Source organism: Actinoplanes solisilvae (assembly GCF_003999975.1).
In the GTDB taxonomy this organism is placed as follows: domain Bacteria; phylum Actinomycetota; class Actinomycetes; order Mycobacteriales; family Micromonosporaceae; genus Actinoplanes; species Actinoplanes solisilvae.
The window spans coordinates 29,323-52,054 of sequence record NZ_RJAC01000008.1; the positions used below are offsets into that span (position 1 = coordinate 29,323).

A 22,732-nucleotide genomic window follows, 5' to 3' on the forward strand; every position below is an offset into this window, starting at 1 on the left:
GATATTGCGTCTCATTGTGGAGACCTTGACGTTTTCTGAGGCGAACCGGAGTCATCACCATGACCGACCTCGAGACGTGGCCCCTGGCGGCCGGCGCCGAGTTCTCTCGAGTGACCGATGTGGCAGTGGTCGCCGCCAACCCTTTGATGCTTGGTGGCCTCGTGCACGCCCTCGATGGCGTTGCCGGGCTGAGGGTGACCCATCGAGCCGAACGGATCGCGGCGTTGCGGGCCGCCGAGGCACCCGCCCTGATCGTGGTTGATCTGTACCTCGAGATGGCCGGCCAGGGGGCGGTGCCGGCGGGCTCGCGGGTAGTCGCGCTGTGCGCTCCGGGCAACTCGCCGAACCTGCTCACCACGATCCACCACGGCGTCCATGCCTTCGTCTCGCGGGAATGCGACATCGCCGAGTTGCTAGCGGCGCTCTCCGTCGCCAACCGCGGCGGGCTGCACGTGTCGCCCGAGTTGCTCCCCGAGATCGTCGAGGCCGCCTCCACGTCGCAAGAGAGCAGGCCGCAGGATCTCAGCCCACGCGAGATCGAGGCGCTGCAGTTCATCGCGGGTGGGTTCACGCATGGTCAGGTCAGTCGTCGGATGGGTCTGACCGAGGCGACCGTCAGCACCTACGTCAGCCGGATCCGGCACAAGCTGCGGGTCGGCAACAAAGCCGATCTGACCCGGAGGGCGATCGAATTGGGCTACGTGTCGGCCCGAAAAGGTGTTTGAGCGGGTCGCTTGCGCCCCTGCCCCGTCGGCGCTGCGAGCGGTCCTGGCTCGGACGTCCTGCGCGCAGCTTCGGAGGTGGCCAGCTCGGACAGGGTCGACGCGCCGCCACGAGAGCGGCGATCCACTCTGTCCGAGCTGACGTCAGTCCGCACCGAACGACGACACCACTGGGGCGAGGGCTGAGAAACGGGTCAAGCGACAGCGATAGTGACGGATAGTGCGCCCACCGCTACCATGACCGCAGCCCACAGACGGTCGACATTGAACCAGGCACGGCGCAGGATGCCGAGACCGACGAACTGGTAGACGATCAGCGCGCAAAGACCCTGCACGGCGACCATCGCGAGCGTATGCACGCCAGCCGCGGCCAACCCCGTCAGCGCACCGGTGGCCGGAGCGCTAGCGCCCATCATGTGCTCGTGGTGGCCGGCCGGCATCGACGTCGGCGTCGTGGCCAGCACGGGTAACAGCATCAGACCCGCGCCGTGCGCGCTCGACACCAGAAAAGACCAGCCCGTCAGCTGAACCGCGGACAACCTCATCCCTGCCCATCGGAAATGCCGCTCGGACAGCAGCCTGTACAAGCCGTAGCCGACCAACAGCCCCCCGCCGACGATGCCGACGACGTTAGCGGCTGTCACCGAACTGGTCGCCGACACCACCGCCGCCACGATCGCGACTGAGGCCAGATGTCCGACGGCGATCGGCGGCAGGGCCCGCAGCACCATGCGTATGCTCCGCTCCTGCATCCCTCTCGCCACCGCGAACAGCCAACCCATCGCTGGGTTGACACCGTGGAACGCTCCCAGCGCGACGAGCGCCAGGTATTGTCCGCCGCTCACCCGGGGAAGCAGTACGAGTCGGACGACGCGTCGCCGCCCTGCAGCCGGGTCTGGTGCACCCGTAGTCCGCGGAGCTCGTCACCATGCGGGAAGAACCTCGGGTCGAGGGTCATTCCGCCCTTCTCGGTGTCGATATCAATCTTGGCGAGCCAGCCCTTCACCCCGTCCGGGTAGAACTGGTCGTCCCACGAGCCGTAGAGCGAGTTCGACACATACACCCGCTTGCCGTCCCGGGACACCTCGACCATCTGCGGTCCTCCGTTCAGCGGCTCGTCCGGGAACGACGGATGGGGCACCCGCCCGGTAATCCCGCCGAGCCGGATCGAGCCGGTCTTCACCGGGTTGAACGGGTCGGTGACGTCGAACTGCAGCAACTCACCGGTGCCCCACGCGGAGACGTACAGCCACTTGTCGTCCACGGACAGGTCGATATCAGTGACCAGGGGGGCCACCGCGCCGAACGGCTGCAACACCGGCGGCAGGTCTTCGGCGTCGGCCGGCTCGGCGTCGATGGTGATCACCTTCTTGACCGCGAACTTATCGCCCTCCCGATACCACAGCCACACCGAAGCGGACAGATTCTCGACGTTGGTGACGACACCGACGAAGCCATACTCCTTGGCCGGGTCGTGAGCCGGGCGGAGCTCCAGTGTCATCTGGTTCTCATCGCCAAGGTCGACGGTCTGCGTCAGCGTTCGCTTGGCCAAGTCCCAGAAATGCAGCCGGTGGCCGTACTTTCGGCCCAGCAGCAACTCCGCGTTCACCCCTTCCTCAACCATCGACGGGGTGCCCCACTCCGAGGTCACGAGCACGTCACGGGTGAAGTGCCACCAGAAGTCGTAGGCCAGGACCTGATCTCCCCGGTCCTTCTCCCAGGCGCCGCGCACCTCGAACGTCGTGTGATCCAGGACCGCGATGCCACCCGGCCCTTCCGTGTGGCCACCGCCCAGGGCGTTGACGTAGATTCCGTCCGGTCCGCAGTGAACGGTATGCGGGCGCGAGTAGCCGGCCTTGTCCGCGAGCTCGCTCGCTGGGATCTCCTTGACCAGGCGAGGGTTACGCGGGTCGTCGTGAGTATCGAGGATGTACAAGTTCGACGAGCGCAGGCCCGGCAGAACCAGATAGCGGCGCTCGACATGCGGATGCGGCGCGGTCGGGCAGAGTGCGCTGCTGCATGCGTTCCACCCGAAGTGGTGCAGCTCATCGCCGAGGTTAGGCATGTCGGTCCAGCCGACGACCCGGCCGTAGGACTCAGAGGCCGGGTCAGTGTCCAGCACGACGATCGCGTCGGGCTTCTCGGCCGAACGGTCGAAGGCCGACACATATGCGAGTTTCTCGGCGGGCGCCGACGCGGCAGCCTGCGGGGACGCATAAAACGTCGGGTCAGGAGTCCATCTAGTCATGACAGTTATGTTGGCACGGTTCATAACGGAGAGACAGGGTCTTCTGAATCACGCAGAATTGTAAGATCCGCATTGAATTCCGGAGAGCGGCCGACGGATCATTTAATCAACATACGCCTATTTGTGAAAGTGACGTCCGACGGCGCCGGCTGACGCCACTGCCATGTCTGACTCGCCAGTCAAGGAACTAGTCGTCCGACCTGCTGGACCTTGATACCGGTCGGCACTCGACGTGACCTCGCCGGTACCGACCGGTGTCGAGGTGCTCGGCTACCGCCCTGCGACCCCGCTCACCAAGCAGAGCACCAAACCGATCGTAATGGCAGCTACGCCACCGCGAAGCAGTCGTCTCTTGCGGCCGATCGTCCGGCAGACCCGCAATAACCGTGAAGCCGGCTCCTGCCCCGGATGCGTGATCAACTCATGCAGCCAGTCTCGGATCGCCGTCGAGTCGTGGCTCGTGGACGACGCGGGCAAAGACTTAGCCAGACGTTCGCCATACAGCGCGGAGCTTGCGACAAGAGCCAGCGCGGCGAAGACACATCCCGCGCCCAACCACCACACCACCCGACAAGTCTGAGCAAGACTCTCCGGCGACCATCGCCCCGCGATCAGCCCGGTGATCAAGGCACCAACCACAGCGGTGAACGCCGCCAGAACCCGGGTCGACTTGTTTTCCTCATTCGTGAGCTCAGCAATCGATTCCTCGAGCAGCCGCAGTGCCGCCTGCTCCAGCCTCCTCCCCCGTACGGAGACATCAGAAGAGACACTCCCGTTGATCGGCCACACATCAGCACGCGGCATCGTCTTGTCGCGACCCTCACCCAGCGGTGACAACTCATTCGCATTCATGACGCACCCACCGGCAAGCCGGGGAACCTACCGGCGCTCAGCCCAGCACCCTCCCAGAAGTCGAACAGTTTGATATCACTCATCACGTCCCCCTCTCCACGGCCGATCTCCGCTAACCCCGAAGCAGGAGTAAAACGTGCGACCGGTCGCAAGGATTCACCTTTCGAACGGGAACAGATGCGGTATCCATCACCTCGTGGCCTGTCTTTCGACGTGGCAGCCCCGTCAGACAAGTGGGCTCACCTGCGGAGTCGTGCCGGTCAACGCGCGCCCGTACATCTCGCGGCCCATACGCGGGGAAATCTGCACATGGCTGCCAGCCACTTTCATGTTGCGCCAGATTCGCTGTACATCTTGCTCGAGGCCGAAGGCACTGCTGCTGTTGACCCCGACCAGCCTGCGCACCGCGCGTCGAGCGCACGTCACCGCGACACCGCAATCCATCCGGATTCGGGCCCGTACGGTGTCGCTGAGCACGCTGCCGGAGCTCAACGATGTCTCGACGTCTTCAACAGCACGCCGCAGGTGCAACTTCGCCGTGTCCACGTCTGAGGCGCTGTCGGCGAGGTCAAATTGCACGCTCGGCGATCGGATCGCGTCGGCGTAGATGGTCCCGTCGATCGGCTCGGTCCTCTCCAACCGCCGCAGCGTCAGCTCCGTAGCCGCCTCCGCCATCCCGATCAATGGGGCAACCGTCGTCGGGGTCAGGACCGACATCGGGGGCGTAGCGAATACCGACGACGCGGCCCACCGCGAACCGGCTTCCCGCAGCGCATGGATCGGCAGCACGCGGTGGTGCGGCACGAATGTCTCCGGTATGACCAGTGTGTGGCCATCGATGCCGGCCGTCTGCCATGATTCGACAATCGTGGCACGGTCTGTGGGAAGCAGCACCAAACCCGGGGCGGCCCCATCGGGTAACAACGTTTCGACGACTGCCCACTGCGCCTGGTGTAGTCCGGCCACAGCACGCCACTGACCTCGGACCCGAATGCCGCCATGCGCCGCTTGGCTGACGCCGGACATCCCAAAACCGCCGCAGACCGCCGCACGAGGGTTGCATTGCCACATTTCGGCGCGGGCCACATCGCCGAACAGAGTCGCGAGAAACGCAGCCGAAGACATGATCATGGACACCCAAGCGCTGCTGCCGCAGCCATGAGCCAGCCGCGCCAGCACCTCGGTGACGGTAGTCAACGACGGCGGGGAGACACTGCGGCAGGGCGCGAAGAGGGTGAAAAAGTCGACGTTCCGCAACGCCTCCGCGACCGGCGGCGCCAGCCTGCTGATCCGTTCAGTTTCGGCGGCGTGCTCGGCCAGCAGCGGAACTACCTGGTCGGCCCGGTCAAGGAGTTCATCACCGGTGTTCTGTCCTGGGGGAGGAATCTTCACGAAATAAGAACGCCGACGAGGTCGTGGCATTCATGGCCGAGGCTGGCGTCTCACCACGCCCGGACACCAAGGCCAGTCCTCACCACCGCTTCCCAACGTTGAAGCCCATGCGCCGGCCCTGCCTCCACCCATCCCCTACGAAAAGACGCATCCCGGCATCGATCGTTCATACCGGCCCGCAGGACGATCACAGCCTCGAAGGTTCGTACATCGCGGGTGAATCAGATGGACTCCGCTGCGTCTTAACCATCGACCTGATCAACCGGCGAAAAACCCGGACGCAGCCGGTGCGGCAGTACGAGAAGAGGCTCTGATGCCATGCCGCCGCGAATCCCGAGGCGCGAGTGAGTCTCCATCGCGTCGGCGGCTGCCGGGCGGAACGCTGCTCTTCATCGAAAGGACGCACATGGCCGAAAAGGGATTGGGGATCGTGATCGGGGCTTCGGTCACTGGTGTGCTGGCCGCAGCCGCACTACGGAACTCCTACGCGACTGTACGAGTTGTCGACCGGGACACCATCCCTTCCCTGGCGGCGTCCCGCCGAAACGTGCCACAGGCGAACCACGCACACGGCCTTTTGGCCGGCGGCCTCTTGGCGATGGAGGACCTCCTCCCCGGCATCACGAAGGAACTGATCGCCGCGGGCGCCTTGACGGCCGACCTTCAGAACGACTTGCACTGGTACCTCAACGGTCAACGGCTCGCACCGGCACGCGAGCCCTCCGGCATCGACGGACTCGCCGTCAGCCGGGTCCTTCTGGAGCACCTGATCCGGGTACACGTCGGCGGAATCGACGGCATCAGCGTCGTCGACCGGCAGGCCGTCAGCGGCCTGATCACCCACGATCGCCGGGTCGTCGGAGTGTCCGTCGTCTCACCTGAGGGCGCCGAGACCCGGCTCGAGGGCGCCGACCTGGTGATCGACGCGACCGGTCGCGGCTCGCGCAGTGGAGCCTGGCTGCAGTCGATGGGGTGCCCACCGGTTGAGACCGAACGACTCGACGTCGGCATTGCCTACGTATCCCAACGTTTTCGTAGGGAGTCCCGCTTCCTGAACGGCCGGATCGGGACGCTCTGCGCCGCTTACCCGGGACACCTGTATGGCGGCTTCGTCACCGCCGAGGAAGACGACCGGTTCATCGTCTCGCTGACCGGCCGGTTCGGCACCACACCGCCAACCGACCGGGCCGGCATGATTGCCTGGGCGCAGAGGCTCGCCACCGACGACATCGCCGAGATCATCAGGGACGCCCAACCGCTCGGTAGCCCCACGCTCACGCGGTTCCCGTACAGCGTGCGCCGTCACTATGAGGACCTGCCGGGCTTCCCTTCCGGATACGCCGTTCTGGGCGACGCCTTGTGTTCCTTCAATCCCGTTTACGCTCAAGGCATGAGTGTCGCCGCGCTCCAGGCACAGCTGCTGGGAAATCTGGTCGCCGCCGGCCTGCCGAACGATATTCAGGCCGGTGCGGCCGCCCTGACCGACGTCGCATGGGAAATCGCCACCGGCCCCGACAAAACGATGATCACCAAGCGCAGCCGGAGCGCCCAAAACGACGAACCGACCGATCAGCTACTCGCGGCTGCTGTCCGCGATCCGGCACTGGCCACCGCCTTTCTCCGGGTGACGAACCTGATCGATCCCCCGGAAAGCCTGGGCGATCCTGAGCTGACTCGGCGGGTTGTCGCGGCCTACGGTTCGTCCTCGGTGAAGGTTCGATTCGGTGGTCGCGAGGAACGTGTCTCAACGCTCAGATCCCGAGCCTAAGTTTTTTACCGTATGTTCGGTAACCTTGTGGTATGGGCCGCGCACCTAGCATTAACGACGAGGCACTGCTGAGGCAGCTTACCGAGGTCTTCCGCTATTCGGGCTACGAGGGAGCCTCCCTGACGGCACTGTCGTCGGCATCGGGACTGCACCGCGCAAGCCTCTATCACCGGTTCCCCAACGGTAAACCCGCCATGGCCGCAGCGGTCATGGAGTCCGTGGAACGGACATTCAACGATATTCTCCACCCACTGACCTCCGAGGACGACCCGTCGACCGCCGTCGCGGAGATGGCTCGACGCGTCGGCGCGTTCTACAACGACGGTCGCCTCGCCTGCGTTCTGGACACGATGACGCTCCGCGGCGCCCCGGATGACATTCGAACCCGGGCCACCCATCTGGCGACGACCTGGCTGGCGGCGATGGCCGACATCGCTCGGCGCGCCGGGGCCTCCGAGCAGGATGCCGTGCGCCGGGCGAGAACCGCGCTGGTCCTCATCGAAGGGTCACTGGTCGTAGCACGAGTGCTGGACGATCCGGCCGAGTTTCAGTTGGCGCTGGCCGAGCTTCCGAAAACGCTGATCGCCGGGCCCGGCAACGCCGGATAGTCGGCAGTCTTCACGCTCGCCTCAAGTCCGCCGCGAGGACTTAAGGCGAGCGACAAAGGATGATGCCCCTGGCGGGGTCAGACCGGCAGGGGTGGGTTGAATCGCGACAGGGTTGGCGCCGACCAGTTCGCCAGGAGTGACTCTGGCCGATAGCGGGCTTCATCGAGCTCGAACTCCACCGAGCGCTGGCCGGTCACGGTCGGGCCGGAACCCTCAGGCCAATTCACCTTGGCTCGCCCGGTCAGTTGGAGCGTCGTCCCGGTCGCCCAGTCGACGAAAAGCAGCGCAGCGTACGGATTCTCGGTGAGGTTGCCCAGCGTCATCAGCATGCTGTTGCCGACGTAGTCGGGCCATCGCAACCGTGTCGGCGACAACAGCTCGACGAATCCTGGGTTGCCACCGCGATGCGAGACATCAGGGTCACCGGTTTCGGAAGCCGAGGCCACGAAGAAGGTGTCGGCGTGGGCGACCAACTCACTCATCTCGTCGGTCAGTGTGGCAACCCGCTTACCTTCGGCCGACCCTGCCTCTCGGCCCCGCACGTCGGCCAGCCTGACCACGTGGCGCTTCTGAATGTACTTCGGGCAGTTGGGGAAGCTCTGCTCGATGGCGAGCCGGAGCCCGCCCGGCAGAGGCGTCGCTTCGCCGTTGATCCGCAGTCTGATGCGCGTTTCGAGATCGATGGCCAGCAGACCCAGCTTGCTCTGGCGCCGGGTCATCGGCTCGACCGGATCGTCGGCCGCGAGCCGAGCCAGCACCTGCACCGATTCATCGTCGGGGGCACTGATGAACCCCCGGGGCCCGACGAACAACGACGCCCAGAGCCTGCCATCGTCGCCCTGAGCCCCGACCGCCAGCAGATTCTGGTACGACAGGAAGTCGTCGGCACCGTCAGGCAATAGCGGCTGCACCAGTTGCCAGATGGCCGAGGCCCTCTCGGTGAGGCCGGCTTTGGCCTGAGCCTCCAGTTCCCCCCAATGATAAACCGAAGAGTTCGACATGGCGATTCTCCCTGCGCTTCCCTGCAGGCGCCCCGGGCGGAGCCGTTCCGCCCGGGGCGCGAAGATCTAAAACGTCAGGACCCGGTAACCCTGTTCCGTGAGCTCTCGCAGGCTCGCCACTCCCGGCGTGCCCGGTGCCTTGTTGTTACTGATGGTCTCGATGCCGGCGTCGGCCACCGAATCCTTCGCACCGAACGCGATCGAGCATCCGCCGGAGGCCACGACCGCGATCTTGTCGCGGACCGCCTGGTAGAGAGCGTGCACCGGGTGACCGGCCTCCTGCAGCTTCTCCGGCCAGCGGGTACCCGTCCCTTGAAAAATGACCAGAGCCTCGCCGACCTGACCGTAATCCCACGCGGCGGCCAGACCGTTGAGCACCCGGCCGACCGACTCATCCGTACCCGTGCTCGGGTCGGACAGGATGACCACCGCGGTCTTCAATTCTGACAACGCAGACTCCCTCTCGTTGATGTGCCTCACACATTACCGAACGTTTGGTAAAATACGAAGTGGCAGTGCCCTGCTTCACATGCCGGACAGGTCCCCGTGTCCGCTTCGGCGTCTTCACCGAGGCGCAGTCTCACCGACCGTGACACCTCATGGGCCAGGAAACGAATGGGACAGGCGGTGAACGATGCTCAGGAACCGGTCTGGGCCCGGGTGATCAGGTCGTGGACCGGCTTGGTGCCGCTGCCCACAACCACACCGGTGACCAGCGCATCGACCCAGACGGGAATCCCGTCCCACTTCGGGCCCGCGATGCCGTGCAGCAAATAGAAGCCGCACAGGGACGAGATCAGCGTGGCGACCGCAGTGGCCACACCCCAAAGCAGGACGGCTCGGGCCGCACGGGAGCGGGCCGCGAGCGCTTCAGCCTCGGCCACTGCGACCAGGTCTCGATGGGTGAGCCGGTCGCCACGATTGGCGGCGTACGCTCGGGTCTGCTCGAGGGCCGCGCCGGCGGACCGTCCCCGCGTCGACCCGGCGAACGGCTCGAGCAGCCGCTCGACGGCGGCGGCGAACACAAGCAGCCCGGCGAACACTGCTCCGGTGTCGTCCGGCCGGATCAGGGCCTTGTTGCCGTTCGCCGACCAGAGCAGCCAGGAGCCGGCCAGGCCGGCCGCGACGATCGCGAAAGCGCCAACGACGACGCGGCCGCCGACCGGCGGGGTGGGTACCGCAGCGGCCTGCGGCGGCGTCTCAGCGGCGGGCTCGTCGGGTGAGGCCGCTACGACGCTGTCCATGGTCGCGGTCGTTGCCTGGCCGGCAAGAGATTCGAGGGTGGCGCGCGATACCAGTGCCACATTCACTCCTTTGAAGAAGAACCGTCTTTAAACAGTCCAACGTGGAGTGAGGATCGGGCTTCACGGCGAACGCCTCGCGGCGACGGAACCTGGCGGGTTTCGGCCGGGCCGCGAACATAGCCAAGCCCGGGACGCTTCGGTCTCGGGCGTCTCGACCGGCTCAGCCGATGACGTCGGCAGCCCCTCGGCACGAGACGTCTGGGGTCACCTGTCCAGACGTCCCGCCAAATGGGCGGCGGCGGCCACCGTGGCCGCGTATTGTACGCCGACGAGTCGACTGATCTCGATCGGCTCCAGTTCGGCCACCTGGTCGTCCTCCGCCAGCCACTGTGCGTAGCGCTGCTCCACCTCCGCCAGTGCCATCCGGGCCGTCTCCCGCACGTTGCCCACAGCGGCCTCGCCGCGCAGCGCGCGCCGCAGGATACCCCCATAGCGCAGCCGGTATTCGTGCACATTGAGGGCCAGCGAATTCGCCTCGGCCACGGTGGCCGGCCGATCGGAGACCGCCTCCTTGCTCCGGGCCAGCCAGGCCTCGCCGGTACGTTCGAGCATCGTCGAGTAGAAGCGGGCCGCCCGCCAGAACGGCGAAGCGGGCGCCAGCAAGTGGCTTTCGACCTGGGCCAGCGTACCGATGAGAAGCTCAGCCAGGTCGGTGAGCGCCACCGCGTTGGCGGCCAGCGCTTCGCGATAGCTCATCGCGGTGGGCGTGGTGTCAGCGGCGCGTGGGTCAAACCAGTAGGGCAGCTCGCTGACCAGGATGAACGAACCCCACTGGCCGGAGTACCACGTCGGGCTGCCACCCTCGAAGATCCACGGCTCGTTGCGGGCCATCGTGCTCTCGTAGACGGTCGCCAGCGGCGTCGCCTCGTAGATCGCGTCGTCGAGCAGCACCAGGTCGGGCGCCTCGGGCTCACCGCGGTCGAGCGGAATGCCGAGGTGCTCGGGCACCAGCTGCAGAACCGGATGCAGCGCGGGCTCGGCCCGGCTGAGCCAGTAGTACGCACCGCCCAGCTCGCTGTTGTGCAGCGAGGCGATCAGCGCCGGCCGATACACGTCGATCAGCCGCATCAGCGCCTGTGTCTCCGGGATCGGCAGGTCGAAGTAGGCGCTCTCGTGGTTGATCGGGAATGTCCACTCGACCTGATCTCGCCCGGCCGGGCGGTAGAAGTGCTCGGCGTAGTGAGCCCGGGTGAACGGGCCTTCCAGCCAGCCCTCGTTGAGCCGCAGCCCGTCCGGGTCGGCACAAACCACGATTCGCCACCTGTGTCCCAACCGTCGGCGCAGCACGGAATCGGCGCAGAGTCGCTCGGCCAGATGCAGCGCGGTCAGGCCACCGATCGGCTCGTTGGGGTGCGGCAACCCGAACACGAGCGCCTCGGGAGCGTCCTCGTCATCCTCAGAAAGTGAGACCGTCAGGCACCACAGCGGATTGCCCTGACGCGAACTCCCGCACCGGCGCAACGATGCGACGCTGGGGTGACTTTCCGCGATTCTCCTGAGCTCGGCGTGAAGGTCGTCGACCCCGGCGAAAGCGTCGTAGGCCGGCACGGTCTCGATCTCGGCCAGAAGCCACGCGGGAAGGCTGTCCACCCGGCGGCCGTCCCCGGCACCCAGCCCACCAAAATTAGCCGCCATAATCTCAGCCATCACGTCCAATCCCCATCACAGCAGACATCAGAAGGACACACCGTCGACCGAACCACCGAACAGTCCTCCTTCAAGGACAACCGAATCCGGCGGAAGGAAGGGTCGTCCGGCGGAGGGGTGAAACTTGGGAAGCGGCGTGCGTTAGTTCTGACATGCAGCTTTGACTGGCTTCTGCGCGAGCAGAGCACAACACGGCGGGCCGCCCCCGCGCGGCTCGCTGCTGGCCCACTACTGGTGGGGAGGAGCTCGAACGCCTGGCCGCGCAGCGTCTGCCCAAACAGGGCAGAAGTCATTGCGCAGGGCTGTGCGCTCTCGCGGAGCGGTGGGATGAACGGCGGTTGTATCCCCTGGCCGCACTGCTGAATGTCGCGGTCTGCGCGGTCCTGGCCGGTGCTTCATCGTTCGCAGCGATCGCCGGCTGGCCGTCCGATTACGGTCCTCTGGGCTCAATCGCCACGCGTCGAGCCACGCCGCTACCGGACGGAGTTTCTCCCCTGCGAGAACTTCCGGCCCTCGCACCAAGCACCTGCGTGGACGCCGGAATCTCGCTCAGGCTTACCCGGCGCCGGATTCAGACGGATCACGGCCAGGATCGACGGCTGCGGGGCCGGGTTGTCTCATCCCAGCAGCTCAGTGTTGCCCGAGCGGGTAGCCGGGGCTGCGGTCGGGAGATCGACGGAGGCGAGAAGGGATAGCTTCTCGGCGTCGGCGGAGCCGATGACGGGGTGGTAGACGACGAGAGCAAGGCTGTCGGTTCCGGCGATGACGAGGCGTTCGCAGTTAGGCGTGAGCTCGCCGACCCGGGGATGGTTGAGGCGCACCGGAAAGTTGGCCCGTTTGTGCACCTCGTGTCGTTATCGCCGCGGTGAGGTGCGACCGAGCCTGCTCCCCGGCCAGGTGTACCGCGGCATACAGGGCAGCATCAGGACCCAGGACGCTGTTCGACACCGGAGGCGGACTCGACAAGTGGGCAGCGAGTCCGCCTCGGATGTGCCCGGCCATGGTCGTACTCGCGGCTAAGACCGCATCTCATTAGGGGTTGTTGCTGGTCAGCAGGTTGAGGCGGGCGGCTCGCCGGTAGCAGATCAAAGCGCAAGCCAGGCGCAGGAATCCGAGGTAGTGGGAAGCCTTGCGGTCGTAGCGGCGGGCCAGGCGCCGGAACCGGCTGACCCATTCCAGGCAGCGTTCGATGACGTAGCGGTACCGGCCGAGGTGAGTGGCCGATTCAACGCCCTTGCGGGCGATCCGGGCGATGATGCCGCGTAGGCGGACGACTTCGCGGCAGGACCGGTAGTCGTAACCCTTGTCGCCGTGCAGCTTGGCCGGCCACCGCCGCGGCCGTCCGAGTGGTTGCCGGATCGCGCGCAGATTGTCGAGCACGTCCTCGAGCACAGTGCTGTCGTTGACGTTGGCAGCGGTGACCAGCACCGTCAGCGGCAGGCCGTTACGGTCACTGACCGCGTGGATCTTGGAGCCGGGCTTGCCCCGGTCTACCGGGCTGCGTCCGGTCAGGTCCCCCCTTTGACCGCCCGCACGTGCATCGCATCCACGCTCGCCCGCGACCAGTCGATCTGTCCGGCCGCGCCCAGGACATCCAGCGTCGCCTGGTGAAATGCCTGCATGACGCCCTGTTCCACCCACTCGGCGAACCGGCGGTGCGCGGTCGCCCGGGAGATCGGGAACGATGCCGGCAACGCGTCCCATGCACAGCCGGTCTGCAACACGTACGCGATCGCCGCTACCGCGACCCGATCATCGATACGCCGACGCCCGCCGCCCTGATGCCTTTCCGGATGCGCGGGCAGCAACGGCTGCACGAGATGCCACAACGACTCCGGGCAGTACTTCTCCACATCACTCACACCGGTACAACGAATGATGTTGGTACACAACAACCCCTATGAGATGCGGTCTAAGGCACCAGCGAGCACGACACGCTGCGTTCCGTTGGTCAGACATGCCGCGGCCAAGGCCAACACTACGCGATCGGCGTATGCGCGATCGACCGTGCTGTCGTGACACACCCGCGATCCGAGCCGCGGTCGCTGCCCGGTCCTGGCTTCGCGTCTACCAGCTCCCTGCCCACGCACCCGAGCTCAACCCGGTCGAGAAGGTCTGGGCGACGATGAAAGGCAGCCTCGCTAACCTCGCCGTCCACACGGCAACCGGCCTCGCCGCGACGGTGAAGAACCGTCTCAAACGCATGCAATAGCGCACCCGTCTGATCGACGGCTACCTCACCGGAACAGGTCTATCCCCACCGTCACCGGCCCAGGGGCATTGCGCTCTCGAGCGCCGGGTGCCTGAGCTGGGGTTCCCAGAGGTGAGGGGCCTTTGTGGAGGCGGATGAAGCGGGTGAAGCCCTCAAGGTGATCATGGAGTTTCTCTAGGACTTCACGACACCGAGGACTCCACCCGCCGATGGCATCATCCCTGATCTCCGTACTGACCGTGACAACCCCCGGTCCCGACACGCCACCATCACCAGTGACCGACGGTGAACACGGTGGACTCCTGGCCGCGGTGGCGCAGGTCCCGGACCCGCGTAATCCGCGCGGTGTGCGATACCCCTTGGCCCGCTCGCCGTCGCGGTATGCGCTGTTCTCGGCGGTGCCTCATCGTTCGCCGCGATCAGCGACTGGCTCTACGACCTCGACGAACCTTCGCCGGTCAGACTCGGGTTCACCGCGGCGTCCCGGCCGGCACGACCCTCTGGCGGCTGCTGATCCGCCTCGACGCCACCCTGGTCAGCACCGTACTGGCCGGCTGGCTGCACGCCCGGACGCCACCGGCCGTGACCCGCTCGCGCCGCTACCGGACGGTGATCGCCATCGACGGCAAAACGCTGCGAGGCGCTCGCCTGCCCGGCGGCCGCCAAACGCACCTACTTTCCGCGCTGGACACCAGCACCGGCATCATCCTCGCCCAGGTCACCGTCAACACGAAAGCAACGAGATCACCGCCTTCACACCGCTGCTCGACGCCGTCGAAAAGTATTGGGCAGCCTGACCGGGATCGTGTTCGTCGCCGACGCCCTGCACACCCAGACCGATCACGCCCAGCAGATCACCGCCCGCGGAGCACATCTGCTCCTGCAAGCAAAGGGCAACCCAGCCCACCCTGTTCAAGCAGCTCAAGTCCCTGCCCTGGGCACAGATCCCGGTCGGCGGCCGCACCCGCGACACCGGTCACGCCCGTAAAGAGACCCGGACCGTCAAGGCCGTCACCCTGCACACGGCTTCCGGCACGATCGGATCACGCCGGCCGGGGCGCCGTTCGTCTTCATCGAGGCAACTTTCGACAAGGCCGCCGCGGAGGAATCCGAGCACAGTCGTCAGATGTCGTGCCTCGGCTGGTGACTCCCCCGCGGCAGGATCGGCGGACTGCTTCCGCCCTCTCCTGAAGCAGAACAGTGGCCTTCTCCACCGCGGTGGAGAAGGCCACTGTTCTACCCGAGCGCGCTCCGTCCGGCGAGAGCCGTCGGCCGAACGCGGTAGCGATCAGACACTCACGTGCCGGATCAGTGCCGCCTGGCCCTTCAGCGCCCGGTCGGCGCCGAGAAGATTCCAGACGGTGGCATCCTCGATCCAGAACGACCGCCCTTCCTTGGTCACCCGCTGACCTCGATAGCCGTCCGAGTAGCCCGTCCGCCGTACGGAATCCATGAAGACGCTGCGAGAGTCGCGGTCCTGCGGTCCCGCCGACAGCCGGGAGGGAAGGCCGATGAGCTCCTCCCATCCATAACCGAAAAGCTCCTGCGCCCTTCGGTTGGCGTAGATGAACCGCGGGTCGGCAGACGTATCGTGTGCAAGCAGCCCGAACGGTGCCTCATACAGCCACGCGTACGCCTCGGCACCTCGCCGATCGCCCGGGAGGAGCGGCTCGCCGACCAGTTCGAGGTAGCTGTCGGCGAGAAGGTCGGCGAACCCGGCGTCGCCCCCCGTCACTGGACGAAGATGTCGACCGAGGGCCGCATCTGCGCACAGATCCTCAACACGTCGTGGATAGGGTGCTCCTCGAATGCCTTCACCAGCGTCGTGTCCAGCACACTGGTCTGGTGGTCGACCGCCGGATAAGCGGTCTGGGTGAGCAGGTAGTCGAATCGTGGTCCCCATTTGCGTGTGCCCAGCCGCGCGGTCGTCGAGCAGTTGTCCACCATGTACGACACCCCTCGCGCGTGCATGTAAGGGTTCAGCGAGTCGGTCGCCTCGATCACTGATTCGTTCGCGATTTCCGAGTACGGGTGGCCCTTCTCGATGAAGGTGTCGATCTGACCCATCATCACGCCGCAGAACGTGCCCGCGGTGAAGGCGTCCATCGGCAGCTGCGCATCGTCACGGTCCTGCCGGGCCACCTCCCCGGCGCGCCACATGTCGGCCTGGTCGATCCTTCCCATCGGGAACCGGGCGAGGCGTTCGCCGGCCAGGATCACGCTGCGGATCTCATTGCCGGAGGCGACCTCGTCGTAGATCTCGTGAGTGAGTTCCAGGCCGACCGGATAGGCCGCCGCGTACGCCGCCGCGAAGGTCGCGTGGTCGGCGGGGTCGAGCCGCCGGTAGAGGCCGAGCAGGCCTTCCTTGGAGACCGTCCGCGAGATCGGGCCGGTCACACAGTCCACGGAATACCGGTACGCCTCCGTCTCGGCCATGCCCTGCTCGCGGAACCGGCGATAGAGGCTCTCCACGATGCCGTGCACGCCGCCGAGCAGGATCGACCGCTCGCCCGTCAGGTCCGACAGATACTCCGAACGCAATGTCGTCTGGAAGGTGTACGGCGCGCCGAGCCCGACCGACCAGCCCAGAGCCCGATCCGTAGCCCGGCCGCTGACGTCCTGCTCTACGGCGAAGCTGGCGTTGATGCCCGCGCCGTTGGTCTGCGCCCCCTGCAGATACAGAGCACGCACCGAGGCGCCCATCCCCTTCGGGCACACCGCGATCACATCGATGTTGGCCGGAAAACCGATACCCTGCTGGTCGAGGAACCCGAGCAGAAATCCGTGGGACAAGCCCAGCGTCGCGCCCGGCCGCAGCGCGGCGAAGATGGCTTTGTGCTGTGCGGCCTGAGCCGCGTCGGAGATCAGCAGCAGCACCATGTCGGACGCGGCAATGACCTCGTACATCTCGCCGAGCGTCCCGTCGTCCTCGGAGAAGCCGGCCGAACGAGCAGCTTCGCGGGACGACGATCCCGCCCGCAACCCGACAACGACCGGCACCCGCCCGGCAAGGGAGTCGCGCAGGTTCTGCGACTGAGCCGCCGCTTGCGGTCCCCACCCGATCACGCCGATCTGATTGATGCCCTCGAACGCCTGCGGCAGCTGGTCGAACAAGTGCCGCCCGCCTCGGACGATGCCCTCGCGCGTGTCCGCCAGGGTGATGAATTCCTTGTCGAACACCGTTGTCTCGAAATCCAGTTTCTGTGTGGTCACGCCCTAAAGACCGCACCGAACGCCCCGTAATTCAACCAGTCCGGCGATTGTGAGATGACGCACCCGTCCGGCTTGGGCCGGCACCTAGCCTCGGTCTTTCGCTTAAGCGTCAGGCCATAGCCGTGCTTCGATGAATGCTATTCGCGCGTTTGTCGCGGTTTTTTCGGTATGCCGAATACCCGGCGCGGGGCCGGGTTCCTCCGTGTTGCTGGTCAGGGCGTGAGTCGCGGGGTCAGCCGGCGGGTCGGGGTAGTGCCGCGAGGTTGCTGAATGCTCTGGTTACGGCATCGGTCCAAGGCCAGTCGGCGGCGATGGCGAGGCGGGTCTCCCGAGCGGTGCGGGTGATCCGGGCCGCGACGTGCAGCAGCCGGTAACGGAGTCTCTTGGGTTCGACTTTGGCGAGGTCGCCGTCCAGGAGCAGGGTCTGGGTTCAGGCGAGCAGGTCGATGCCGGTCAAAACAAGTTGGAGCCAGGCCTGATTGATCGCGAATACGCGGGAGGGGAACCGGCCGAAGCCGGTGGTCTTGGCGGTTCGGATCTTGCCCTCCACCCTGGCGTCAGCCCGATGTCGGGCTTCCAGGAACTGGATGCTGCCATTGCCGGGCGGTGTCGGTGGCCACGACCTGGTGCCGCCAGCCTTCGATGGTGTCGAACAAGCTCAGTTGGGCGGCGGGGTGCGGGCGTTCCCGGCGGACCAGGAACCGGGTGCCCTCCGGCCATCCAGGCGCCTCGAACAGGCCGGTGATCTCGCAGACCTCGGCATGTTCACGTAGATCACCATCGGCGTCGACGGCGGGGACCCAGCCGGTCGTAGCGCGGATCGCTTCCCCGTACCGGCTCGGTGATCGCGGCGCCGACACTGAATCGGATGTCGAGGTGCCTGTCGCGCCAGGACCGGATGCGGGCGAGGAAACCGTGACTGGATCCGGCCGAATCCGAGCGTCTTCTTCCAGGTGCGGGTCACCGGCTCCTTCTCGGAACGGCAGATCACGATGGTCGCGTCGATGTCCAGGACCAGGCCGTCCACCTGCTGACCGGCCACCATCGGTTGCGGCAGATCACCGCGGACCTCGGCGCGCTGGGCCCAGGCGACCTCGCGGGCGTGTGCCCGGTCGGCCCGCAGTTCAGCCAGCATCGTGGCGTCGAGCTGCAACAACAGTCGCCACGCGGTCGGGTCAGACGCGACCGTCCCGAACAGGGTCTGCTGGTTTTGAGTAGCCGGACACCGGCGTGACCGAGCACGCCCTGCCCGCCTCCGGTCACCAGGATCTTCTGACGTGTTCGGGTAGTCTTCAGCCAGCAAGTGCCTTCCATGGCGGGTTAACAGGACTCTCGACAAGCCCTATCTTCCCTGATCAGAAGGCACTTCTTCGTTTCCGGTCCACTCCATGGGCAGCCCTTAACGAAGGGCCGAGGCTAGTGTGGATTTGGCAACGTTACTAACCACCGCAACGAACGTCGCGGGAGAAAACAAAGAGAGGTTTCGTCGGTGAGGATCACTAATTCGTGCGATTCGTAGTCACTGGTTTGATACGAGCGGGGAATGCGCGCGTCGCCATGCGGCCTTGAACGGGTAATCCGGGTGGTGGATTTTGGACTTGGTGGTGTATCCGGTCTTCGGTCGGGCGCGCTGATTGTGCCGGCGGATGTAGTCGCCGATCGCCGCGCCCTGTCCAGAGTGGGTCCGGTGGTCGGTGCCGCTGAGCACGAAGTAGCGCAGGGCGGCGAACTCGGCTTCGATCCAGTTCAGCCAGGAGCTGTAGGTCGACTGGAACGCCAGCTCAACGTCATTGGCCTGACACCAGGCCCGGACGGTGGGGTGTTTGTGCGGGGGAGAAGTTGTCCAGGATCGGATGCGGCCGCTGGCCCGGCCAGCGGCGGCGCCGGTCGGTGGATGGTCGTAGAGGTCGAGGATCGCTCGCATCTTCGACGTGAAGTCGGGGGTCGTTGCTGGCTTTCCACGTTTTTGCTGCCTGCCGGGTGACGCCGCGTTCATGCAGGATCCGGCGGACAGTCTCGATGCTGATCGCCTCGATGTGGCCCGTGTCGATCAGGTAATCACGCAGCTTCGACAGCGACCAGCCCGGGAACGGCCGGCCCAGGAATCGGGGGTCACACCGGGCGATCACGCAGCTGATCCCTTCTTTGCCCTGCGCATCGCTCTGAGCGTGCCCGAACCGCCATGTCCCGCCCACAGCGCTCACCGAGCTTCCTGACGCTCGGGCCCCGACGAGGTGTCCGGCAGCCGGCCGCCAAGGCGCTAACTGCAGCGGCCTGCGCCTTGGCGGTTGGCTACCGCTCGTACACAACGATCGCCGAATGGTTCGTCGACACTCCAGACACGGCCGTCTTGGGCCTGGGCATCGTCCGGGATCAGCGCCCGTCTGATCGCGGATGCCTGACGCGCAGCCGATTGTCGGCACGCTCACCGGTGGGCGGGCAAGCTTGTCGGATTCGACGCGGATTGCGCTGAACCGGCTGGCCACTGGTCCGCCCAGCCGGGTGATTCAGCGGCACATCCAAGATCTTCATGCATCGACGCATCCAACGCCTACAACGCCCGGCAGCGCTGATACAACGCCGTTCATATCAATGTCGCATTTGCGATGGCCGAGATGCGACGGACCGAGCCTGCACGACGACCCGAGCTGTGGGTGCCATCACCGATAGCGAGACCGAGTGTTGTCTCCACGAGAGAGATCCGCTTTGATGGGGCATGCGCGCAACTCCCGATGTCCGGTTTGCCGTGCTAGGGCCTGTGCGGGCGTGGCGTGGATCGACCGAGCTCAACGTGCGGCCACGACAACTACGTCATTTGCTGGGCATCCTGATCATCCGCGCAGGCTCTCAGGTCACGGAGAGTGAGATCTCAGATCTCCTCTGGGGCGATGAGGCGCCTGCCCGTGCCACCGACATCGTGCATCGACACATCAGTACTATTCGACGTTTGCTGGAACCGGACCTGCCGTTTCGCCGTCCGGGACGATGGTTGCTTCGTACCGGGAACGGCTATCGGCTAGCGACCGAGTCGGAAGAATCGGACCTGCTCGAGTTCCGTGGTCTGGTCCGGGCAGGCCGGGCTGCCGCCGACGAGGGCGATCGGGAGGCAGCATGGTTACACCGGACGACGGCTTTTCGGTTGTGGCGGGGCCGGTGCGGAGTTGATCTGGATCTGCCGGCCGACCTGGATGCCGAGTTTCGGGCCGTCGAGCGGGAACGCGTCGCGGTCATGTGCGAGGTTGTGGACAACTGCACCGATGCGCAGGCCCGGGAACTCCTGCCGCTCGTCGAGGAGATCGCCGAACAGGAGCCCGTCGACGAGGCGGTGCAAGCCAGGCTGATGCTGCTGCTCGCCGCGACCGGCCGGCAGGTGGCCGCCGTCGAGGTCTTCGCCGCGGTGCGATCACGTCTGGCCGAGGAGGCCGGTATCGACCCCGGTCCGGAACTGCGCGCCGCCTATGAAAAGGTGACAATCGGGACAGAGCGGGACGTCCCCCAACCCGCCCCGGCTGTGCCGCGGCAGGTCCCGGCGGGCAGCAGATTCTTCGCCGGCCGCGAGACGGAGCTGTCGTGGCTGTCCGCACTGATGGACAGCGCAGGTGCCGGGGCATCGGTGGCAGTGATACATGGCCTGCCCGGGGTGGGCAAGACCAGCCTGGTGATTCATTGGGCACGACGATCAGCCGGTGATTTTCCCGACGGGCAGTTGTTCGTCGATCTCCAGGGCTTCGACCCTGGCCAATCGGCTATGGACAGCGCTCAAGCACTGGCGTTGTTGCTGACCGGTCTCGGGACACCCGACGCGCAGGTGCCGACCGGTGTGGAGGCGGCGGCCGCTCTGTTTCGGACCCTGACGGCCGGGCGACGGCTGCTGATCATTCTGGACAACGCCCGCGACGAAGAGCAGGTTCGTCCGTTGCTGCCCGGGTCGCCGGGCGTACTGGTGGTGGTCACGAGCCGGAATCGGCTGTCGGGGCTGATCGCTCATGAAGGAGCTCAGTCGTTCAGCCTGCCGCTGCCGTCGCCCGCCGAGGCCCGGGCGGCCATGCGGGAACGACTGGGCGTGAGCCGAGCCGAGGATGCCGCCGCCCTGGACGAGATCATCGAGATCTGCGGGAGGCTGCCCTTGGCGTTGGCCGTGGTAGCCGCGCGGGCGTCGGGTTATCCGGACTGGCCGCTGCGTGCTGTCGCGGACGAGCTGCGGGCCGGTGCCCCGCTGGACTTCCTGGAGGGCGACGAGCCCCGTACGGACGTACGAAATGTCTTCTTCTGGTCGTATCGCATGCTCAGCCAGCGGGCCGCGCAACTTTTCCGGTCCCTGCCCGCGCATCCCGGCGTGGATTTCGGGACGTCAGGGGCGGCCAACGTGGCCGGAATGCCGGAGCACCTGGTGCGCCAGCTACTCCGAGAGCTGGCCCGCACCATGTTGATCAGTCAGTTCAAGCCCGATCGGTACACGTTCCACAACCTGATCAAGTCCTATGCGCTCGAGTTGAGCGCGGCGACCGATCCTCCGGGGGAGCGCCGGGCCGCGACCGAACGCATCACGCGTCACCTGTTGCAGGTCGGAACCACCGCGAGGATCGCATTGCATCCGTCGCTGACTCGTGAGACCCATGATGACCCGACCGCGCCGCGGATCCCGATCCGGGATGTCACCTCGGCGATGTCCTGGTTCACCGCCGAGCTCTCGGCGCTCGAGTCCGCCGCCGAGACCGGCCTGCCCGAGGGAAGGGGATGGCGGCTCGCCGAACTGCTCATGCCCTACTACCAGCGACGCGCGATGTATCAGCGCTGGGAGGCCACCGCCCAACACGCGTTACTGTCCGCGATCGCCGACGGCGACACCCAAGGGCAGGCGGCGATGCATCGCATGATCGCCGGCGCTCTCACTCTCGGTGGTAGAAGCGATCAGGAAGCGGGCATAGCGAACGCGCAGCAGAAAATGCTGGCGGCCATCCCGCACCTGGAACGAGCACTCGAGCTCCTGGACGGAGCTGACCGGCCGCTCGACCGGGCCCATGTCCTGCGCAACCTCGGCCAGGTGTACTCGAATCTGGATCGACACGCGGAGTCGCGGACCTGCTTCGAGCAGGCATTATCCTTTTTCGAGTCGGTCGACGATCGGCGCGGCATGTCGCTCACTCTCACCGGACTCGGGTGGGTTCTCGCTGAGGAGGGTGAGTGGGAGAGCGGACTGGACGCCCTCGGCCGAGCCGAGCTTTTCGCCGCGGAGCTGGACGACGTCAACACCGCCGGCTCGCTGGCCGGGCTGATCGCGGAGGTCCAGCGCCGGCACGGCCGCATCGATCCGTCCTTGGCAGCTCATCATCGGGCCCGTGAGCTCTTCCAGCGGGCGGGCAATATCGCCGAGCTGGCTGCCAGCGAACGCCTGCTCGGCGACGCGTTGTCCGAAGTCGGCCGTCCCGAAGAGGCGGTGGCGCCGTGGCGCCGGGCCCAAGCCCTCTACGCCGAGATAGGGCAGGCCGAGATGAGCACAGACCTGGAAGCGCGGATCCGGAAGGTTTCCCCCGGCAAGTCGCCGCAAGACTCCTAGCAGCGTTGCGACCGATCGGGTCGAAGCTGCGTCCTCCGACGTGTACCGCTTTCCGGGGTGACTGCGGGTCATTCCTGGCGCTCGCGGCGTACAGCGCGTTCCACAGCGTCAGCCCCGTGAAGGGCTGTTCGTACATCGGAATGAACGTTGGGCCTCAGGCTGCGTCTGCACCCGTAACCGGACGAGCAGACCGCACATCAGGCAGGAG

Annotated in this window: 19 protein-coding genes and 1 pseudogene; 5 read left to right on the top strand and 15 right to left on the bottom strand. The window is 66.1% G+C overall.

Annotation, left to right across the window (positions count from 1 at the left end):
- Positions 1 to 59 precede the first annotated feature (59 nt).
- On the top strand, positions 60 to 725 hold the full coding sequence (locus EER30_RS21235; RefSeq protein WP_127502270.1) for a response regulator transcription factor: 666 nt from the start codon (positions 60 to 62) through the stop codon (positions 723 to 725).
- Positions 726 to 916: 191 nt separating this feature from the next.
- Here the strand turns inward: EER30_RS21235 and EER30_RS21240 are convergent, their stop codons facing one another.
- From EER30_RS21240 to EER30_RS21255, 4 genes are all read right to left on the bottom strand, one after another.
- Positions 917 to 1,567, bottom strand: a complete 651-nt coding sequence (locus EER30_RS21240; protein WP_127502271.1) for a hypothetical protein — start codon at positions 1,565 to 1,567, stop codon at positions 917 to 919.
- Positions 1,564 to 2,994 (bottom strand): selenium-binding family protein, encoded by a 1,431-nt coding sequence (locus EER30_RS21245; protein ID WP_240670205.1) that lies wholly within the window; start codon positions 2,992 to 2,994, stop codon positions 1,564 to 1,566. Before EER30_RS21245 ends, EER30_RS21240 begins: the two co-directional genes overlap by 4 nt.
- Positions 2,995 to 3,240: 246 nt before the next feature.
- On the bottom strand, positions 3,241 to 3,822 hold the full coding sequence (locus tag EER30_RS21250) for a Pycsar system effector family protein (protein ID WP_127502273.1): 582 nt from the start codon (positions 3,820 to 3,822) through the stop codon (positions 3,241 to 3,243).
- A gap of 225 nt (positions 3,823 to 4,047) precedes the next feature.
- Positions 4,048 to 5,214 (bottom strand): acyl-CoA dehydrogenase family protein, encoded by a 1,167-nt coding sequence (locus EER30_RS21255; protein WP_164842425.1) that lies wholly within the window; start codon positions 5,212 to 5,214, stop codon positions 4,048 to 4,050.
- Between the two features lie 406 nt (positions 5,215 to 5,620).
- Here EER30_RS21255 and EER30_RS21260 point away from each other — a divergent pair, with 406 nt between their 5' ends.
- Together EER30_RS21260 and EER30_RS21265 are read left to right on the top strand one after the other, a co-directional pair.
- A complete protein-coding gene (locus tag EER30_RS21260) occupies positions 5,621 to 6,982 on the top strand; it encodes an FAD-dependent oxidoreductase (protein WP_127502275.1) in 1,362 nt (453 codons plus the stop codon).
- A 32-nt stretch (positions 6,983 to 7,014) separates the two neighbouring features.
- Positions 7,015 to 7,590 (top strand): TetR/AcrR family transcriptional regulator, encoded by a 576-nt coding sequence (locus EER30_RS21265; protein ID WP_127502276.1) that lies wholly within the window; start codon positions 7,015 to 7,017, stop codon positions 7,588 to 7,590.
- A 77-nt stretch (positions 7,591 to 7,667) separates the two neighbouring features.
- Here EER30_RS21265 and EER30_RS21270 read toward each other — a convergent pair whose 3' ends face one another.
- The 6 genes from EER30_RS21270 to EER30_RS21295 form a co-directional block, all read right to left on the bottom strand.
- On the bottom strand, positions 7,668 to 8,591 hold the full coding sequence (locus EER30_RS21270; RefSeq protein WP_127502277.1) for a pyridoxamine 5'-phosphate oxidase family protein: 924 nt from the start codon (positions 8,589 to 8,591) through the stop codon (positions 7,668 to 7,670).
- A 66-nt stretch (positions 8,592 to 8,657) separates the two neighbouring features.
- The gene (locus EER30_RS21275; protein WP_164842426.1) at positions 8,658 to 9,041 is read right to left on the bottom strand and encodes a DsrE family protein; all 384 of its coding nucleotides are present in this window, start codon (positions 9,039 to 9,041) and stop codon (positions 8,658 to 8,660) included.
- A gap of 188 nt (positions 9,042 to 9,229) precedes the next feature.
- Positions 9,230 to 9,895 (bottom strand): hypothetical protein, encoded by a 666-nt coding sequence (locus EER30_RS21280; protein ID WP_127502279.1) that lies wholly within the window; start codon positions 9,893 to 9,895, stop codon positions 9,230 to 9,232.
- A 204-nt stretch (positions 9,896 to 10,099) separates the two neighbouring features.
- Complete coding sequence (locus EER30_RS21285; RefSeq protein WP_240670206.1) at positions 10,100 to 11,542, bottom strand: M14 family zinc carboxypeptidase; 1,443 nt, start codon at positions 11,540 to 11,542, stop codon at positions 10,100 to 10,102.
- Positions 11,543 to 12,159: 617 nt separating this feature from the next.
- Complete coding sequence (locus tag EER30_RS21290) at positions 12,160 to 12,387, bottom strand: MmyB family transcriptional regulator (RefSeq protein WP_127502280.1); 228 nt, start codon at positions 12,385 to 12,387, stop codon at positions 12,160 to 12,162.
- A 187-nt stretch (positions 12,388 to 12,574) separates the two neighbouring features.
- Positions 12,575 to 13,395 (bottom strand): IS5 family transposase gene (locus EER30_RS21295; RefSeq protein WP_432417561.1). Its coding sequence is split into 2 segments (ribosomal slippage): positions 12,575 to 13,060 and positions 13,063 to 13,395, totalling 819 coding nucleotides; the frame shifts between segments, so codons are not numbered across the junction.
- A 140-nt stretch (positions 13,396 to 13,535) separates the two neighbouring features.
- On the opposite strand from EER30_RS21295, the gene EER30_RS49730 reads away from it, so the two are divergent.
- Entirely contained in the window at positions 13,536 to 13,754 is a 219-nt protein-coding gene (locus EER30_RS49730; protein WP_349290883.1) for a transposase, read from the top strand.
- A gap of 724 nt (positions 13,755 to 14,478) precedes the next feature.
- Here EER30_RS49730 and EER30_RS47200 read toward each other — a convergent pair.
- The 5 genes and pseudogenes from EER30_RS47200 to EER30_RS48765 all read right to left on the bottom strand — a co-directional run bounded on the left by EER30_RS47200 (position 14,479) and on the right by EER30_RS48765 (position 18,963).
- Positions 14,479 to 14,640 carry a hypothetical protein gene (locus EER30_RS47200; RefSeq protein ID WP_164842427.1) on the bottom strand — a complete coding sequence of 54 codons (162 nt, stop codon included), beginning with the start codon at positions 14,638 to 14,640 and terminating at the stop codon, positions 14,479 to 14,481.
- 402 nt (positions 14,641 to 15,042) lie between these two features.
- Positions 15,043 to 15,489 (bottom strand): MEKHLA domain-containing protein, encoded by a 447-nt coding sequence (locus tag EER30_RS21315; protein ID WP_205650339.1) that lies wholly within the window; start codon positions 15,487 to 15,489, stop codon positions 15,043 to 15,045.
- Entirely contained in the window at positions 15,486 to 16,967 is a 1,482-nt protein-coding gene (locus tag EER30_RS21320) for a hypothetical protein (RefSeq protein WP_205650340.1), read from the bottom strand. The genes EER30_RS21315 and EER30_RS21320 overlap by 4 nt, the downstream gene beginning before the upstream one ends.
- Before the next feature lie 232 nt (positions 16,968 to 17,199).
- Positions 17,200 to 18,281 (bottom strand): annotated as a pseudogene (locus tag EER30_RS21325) (transposase).
- A 205-nt stretch (positions 18,282 to 18,486) separates the two neighbouring features.
- Positions 18,487 to 18,963, bottom strand: a complete 477-nt coding sequence (locus EER30_RS48765) for a hypothetical protein (RefSeq protein WP_240670207.1) — start codon at positions 18,961 to 18,963, stop codon at positions 18,487 to 18,489.
- Positions 18,964 to 19,782: 819 nt separating this feature from the next.
- Between EER30_RS48765 and EER30_RS21340 the strand changes: the two genes are divergently transcribed.
- Entirely contained in the window at positions 19,783 to 22,524 is a 2,742-nt protein-coding gene (locus EER30_RS21340; protein WP_164842428.1) for an AfsR/SARP family transcriptional regulator, read from the top strand.
- The last annotated feature ends 208 nt before the right edge of the window (positions 22,525 to 22,732 follow it).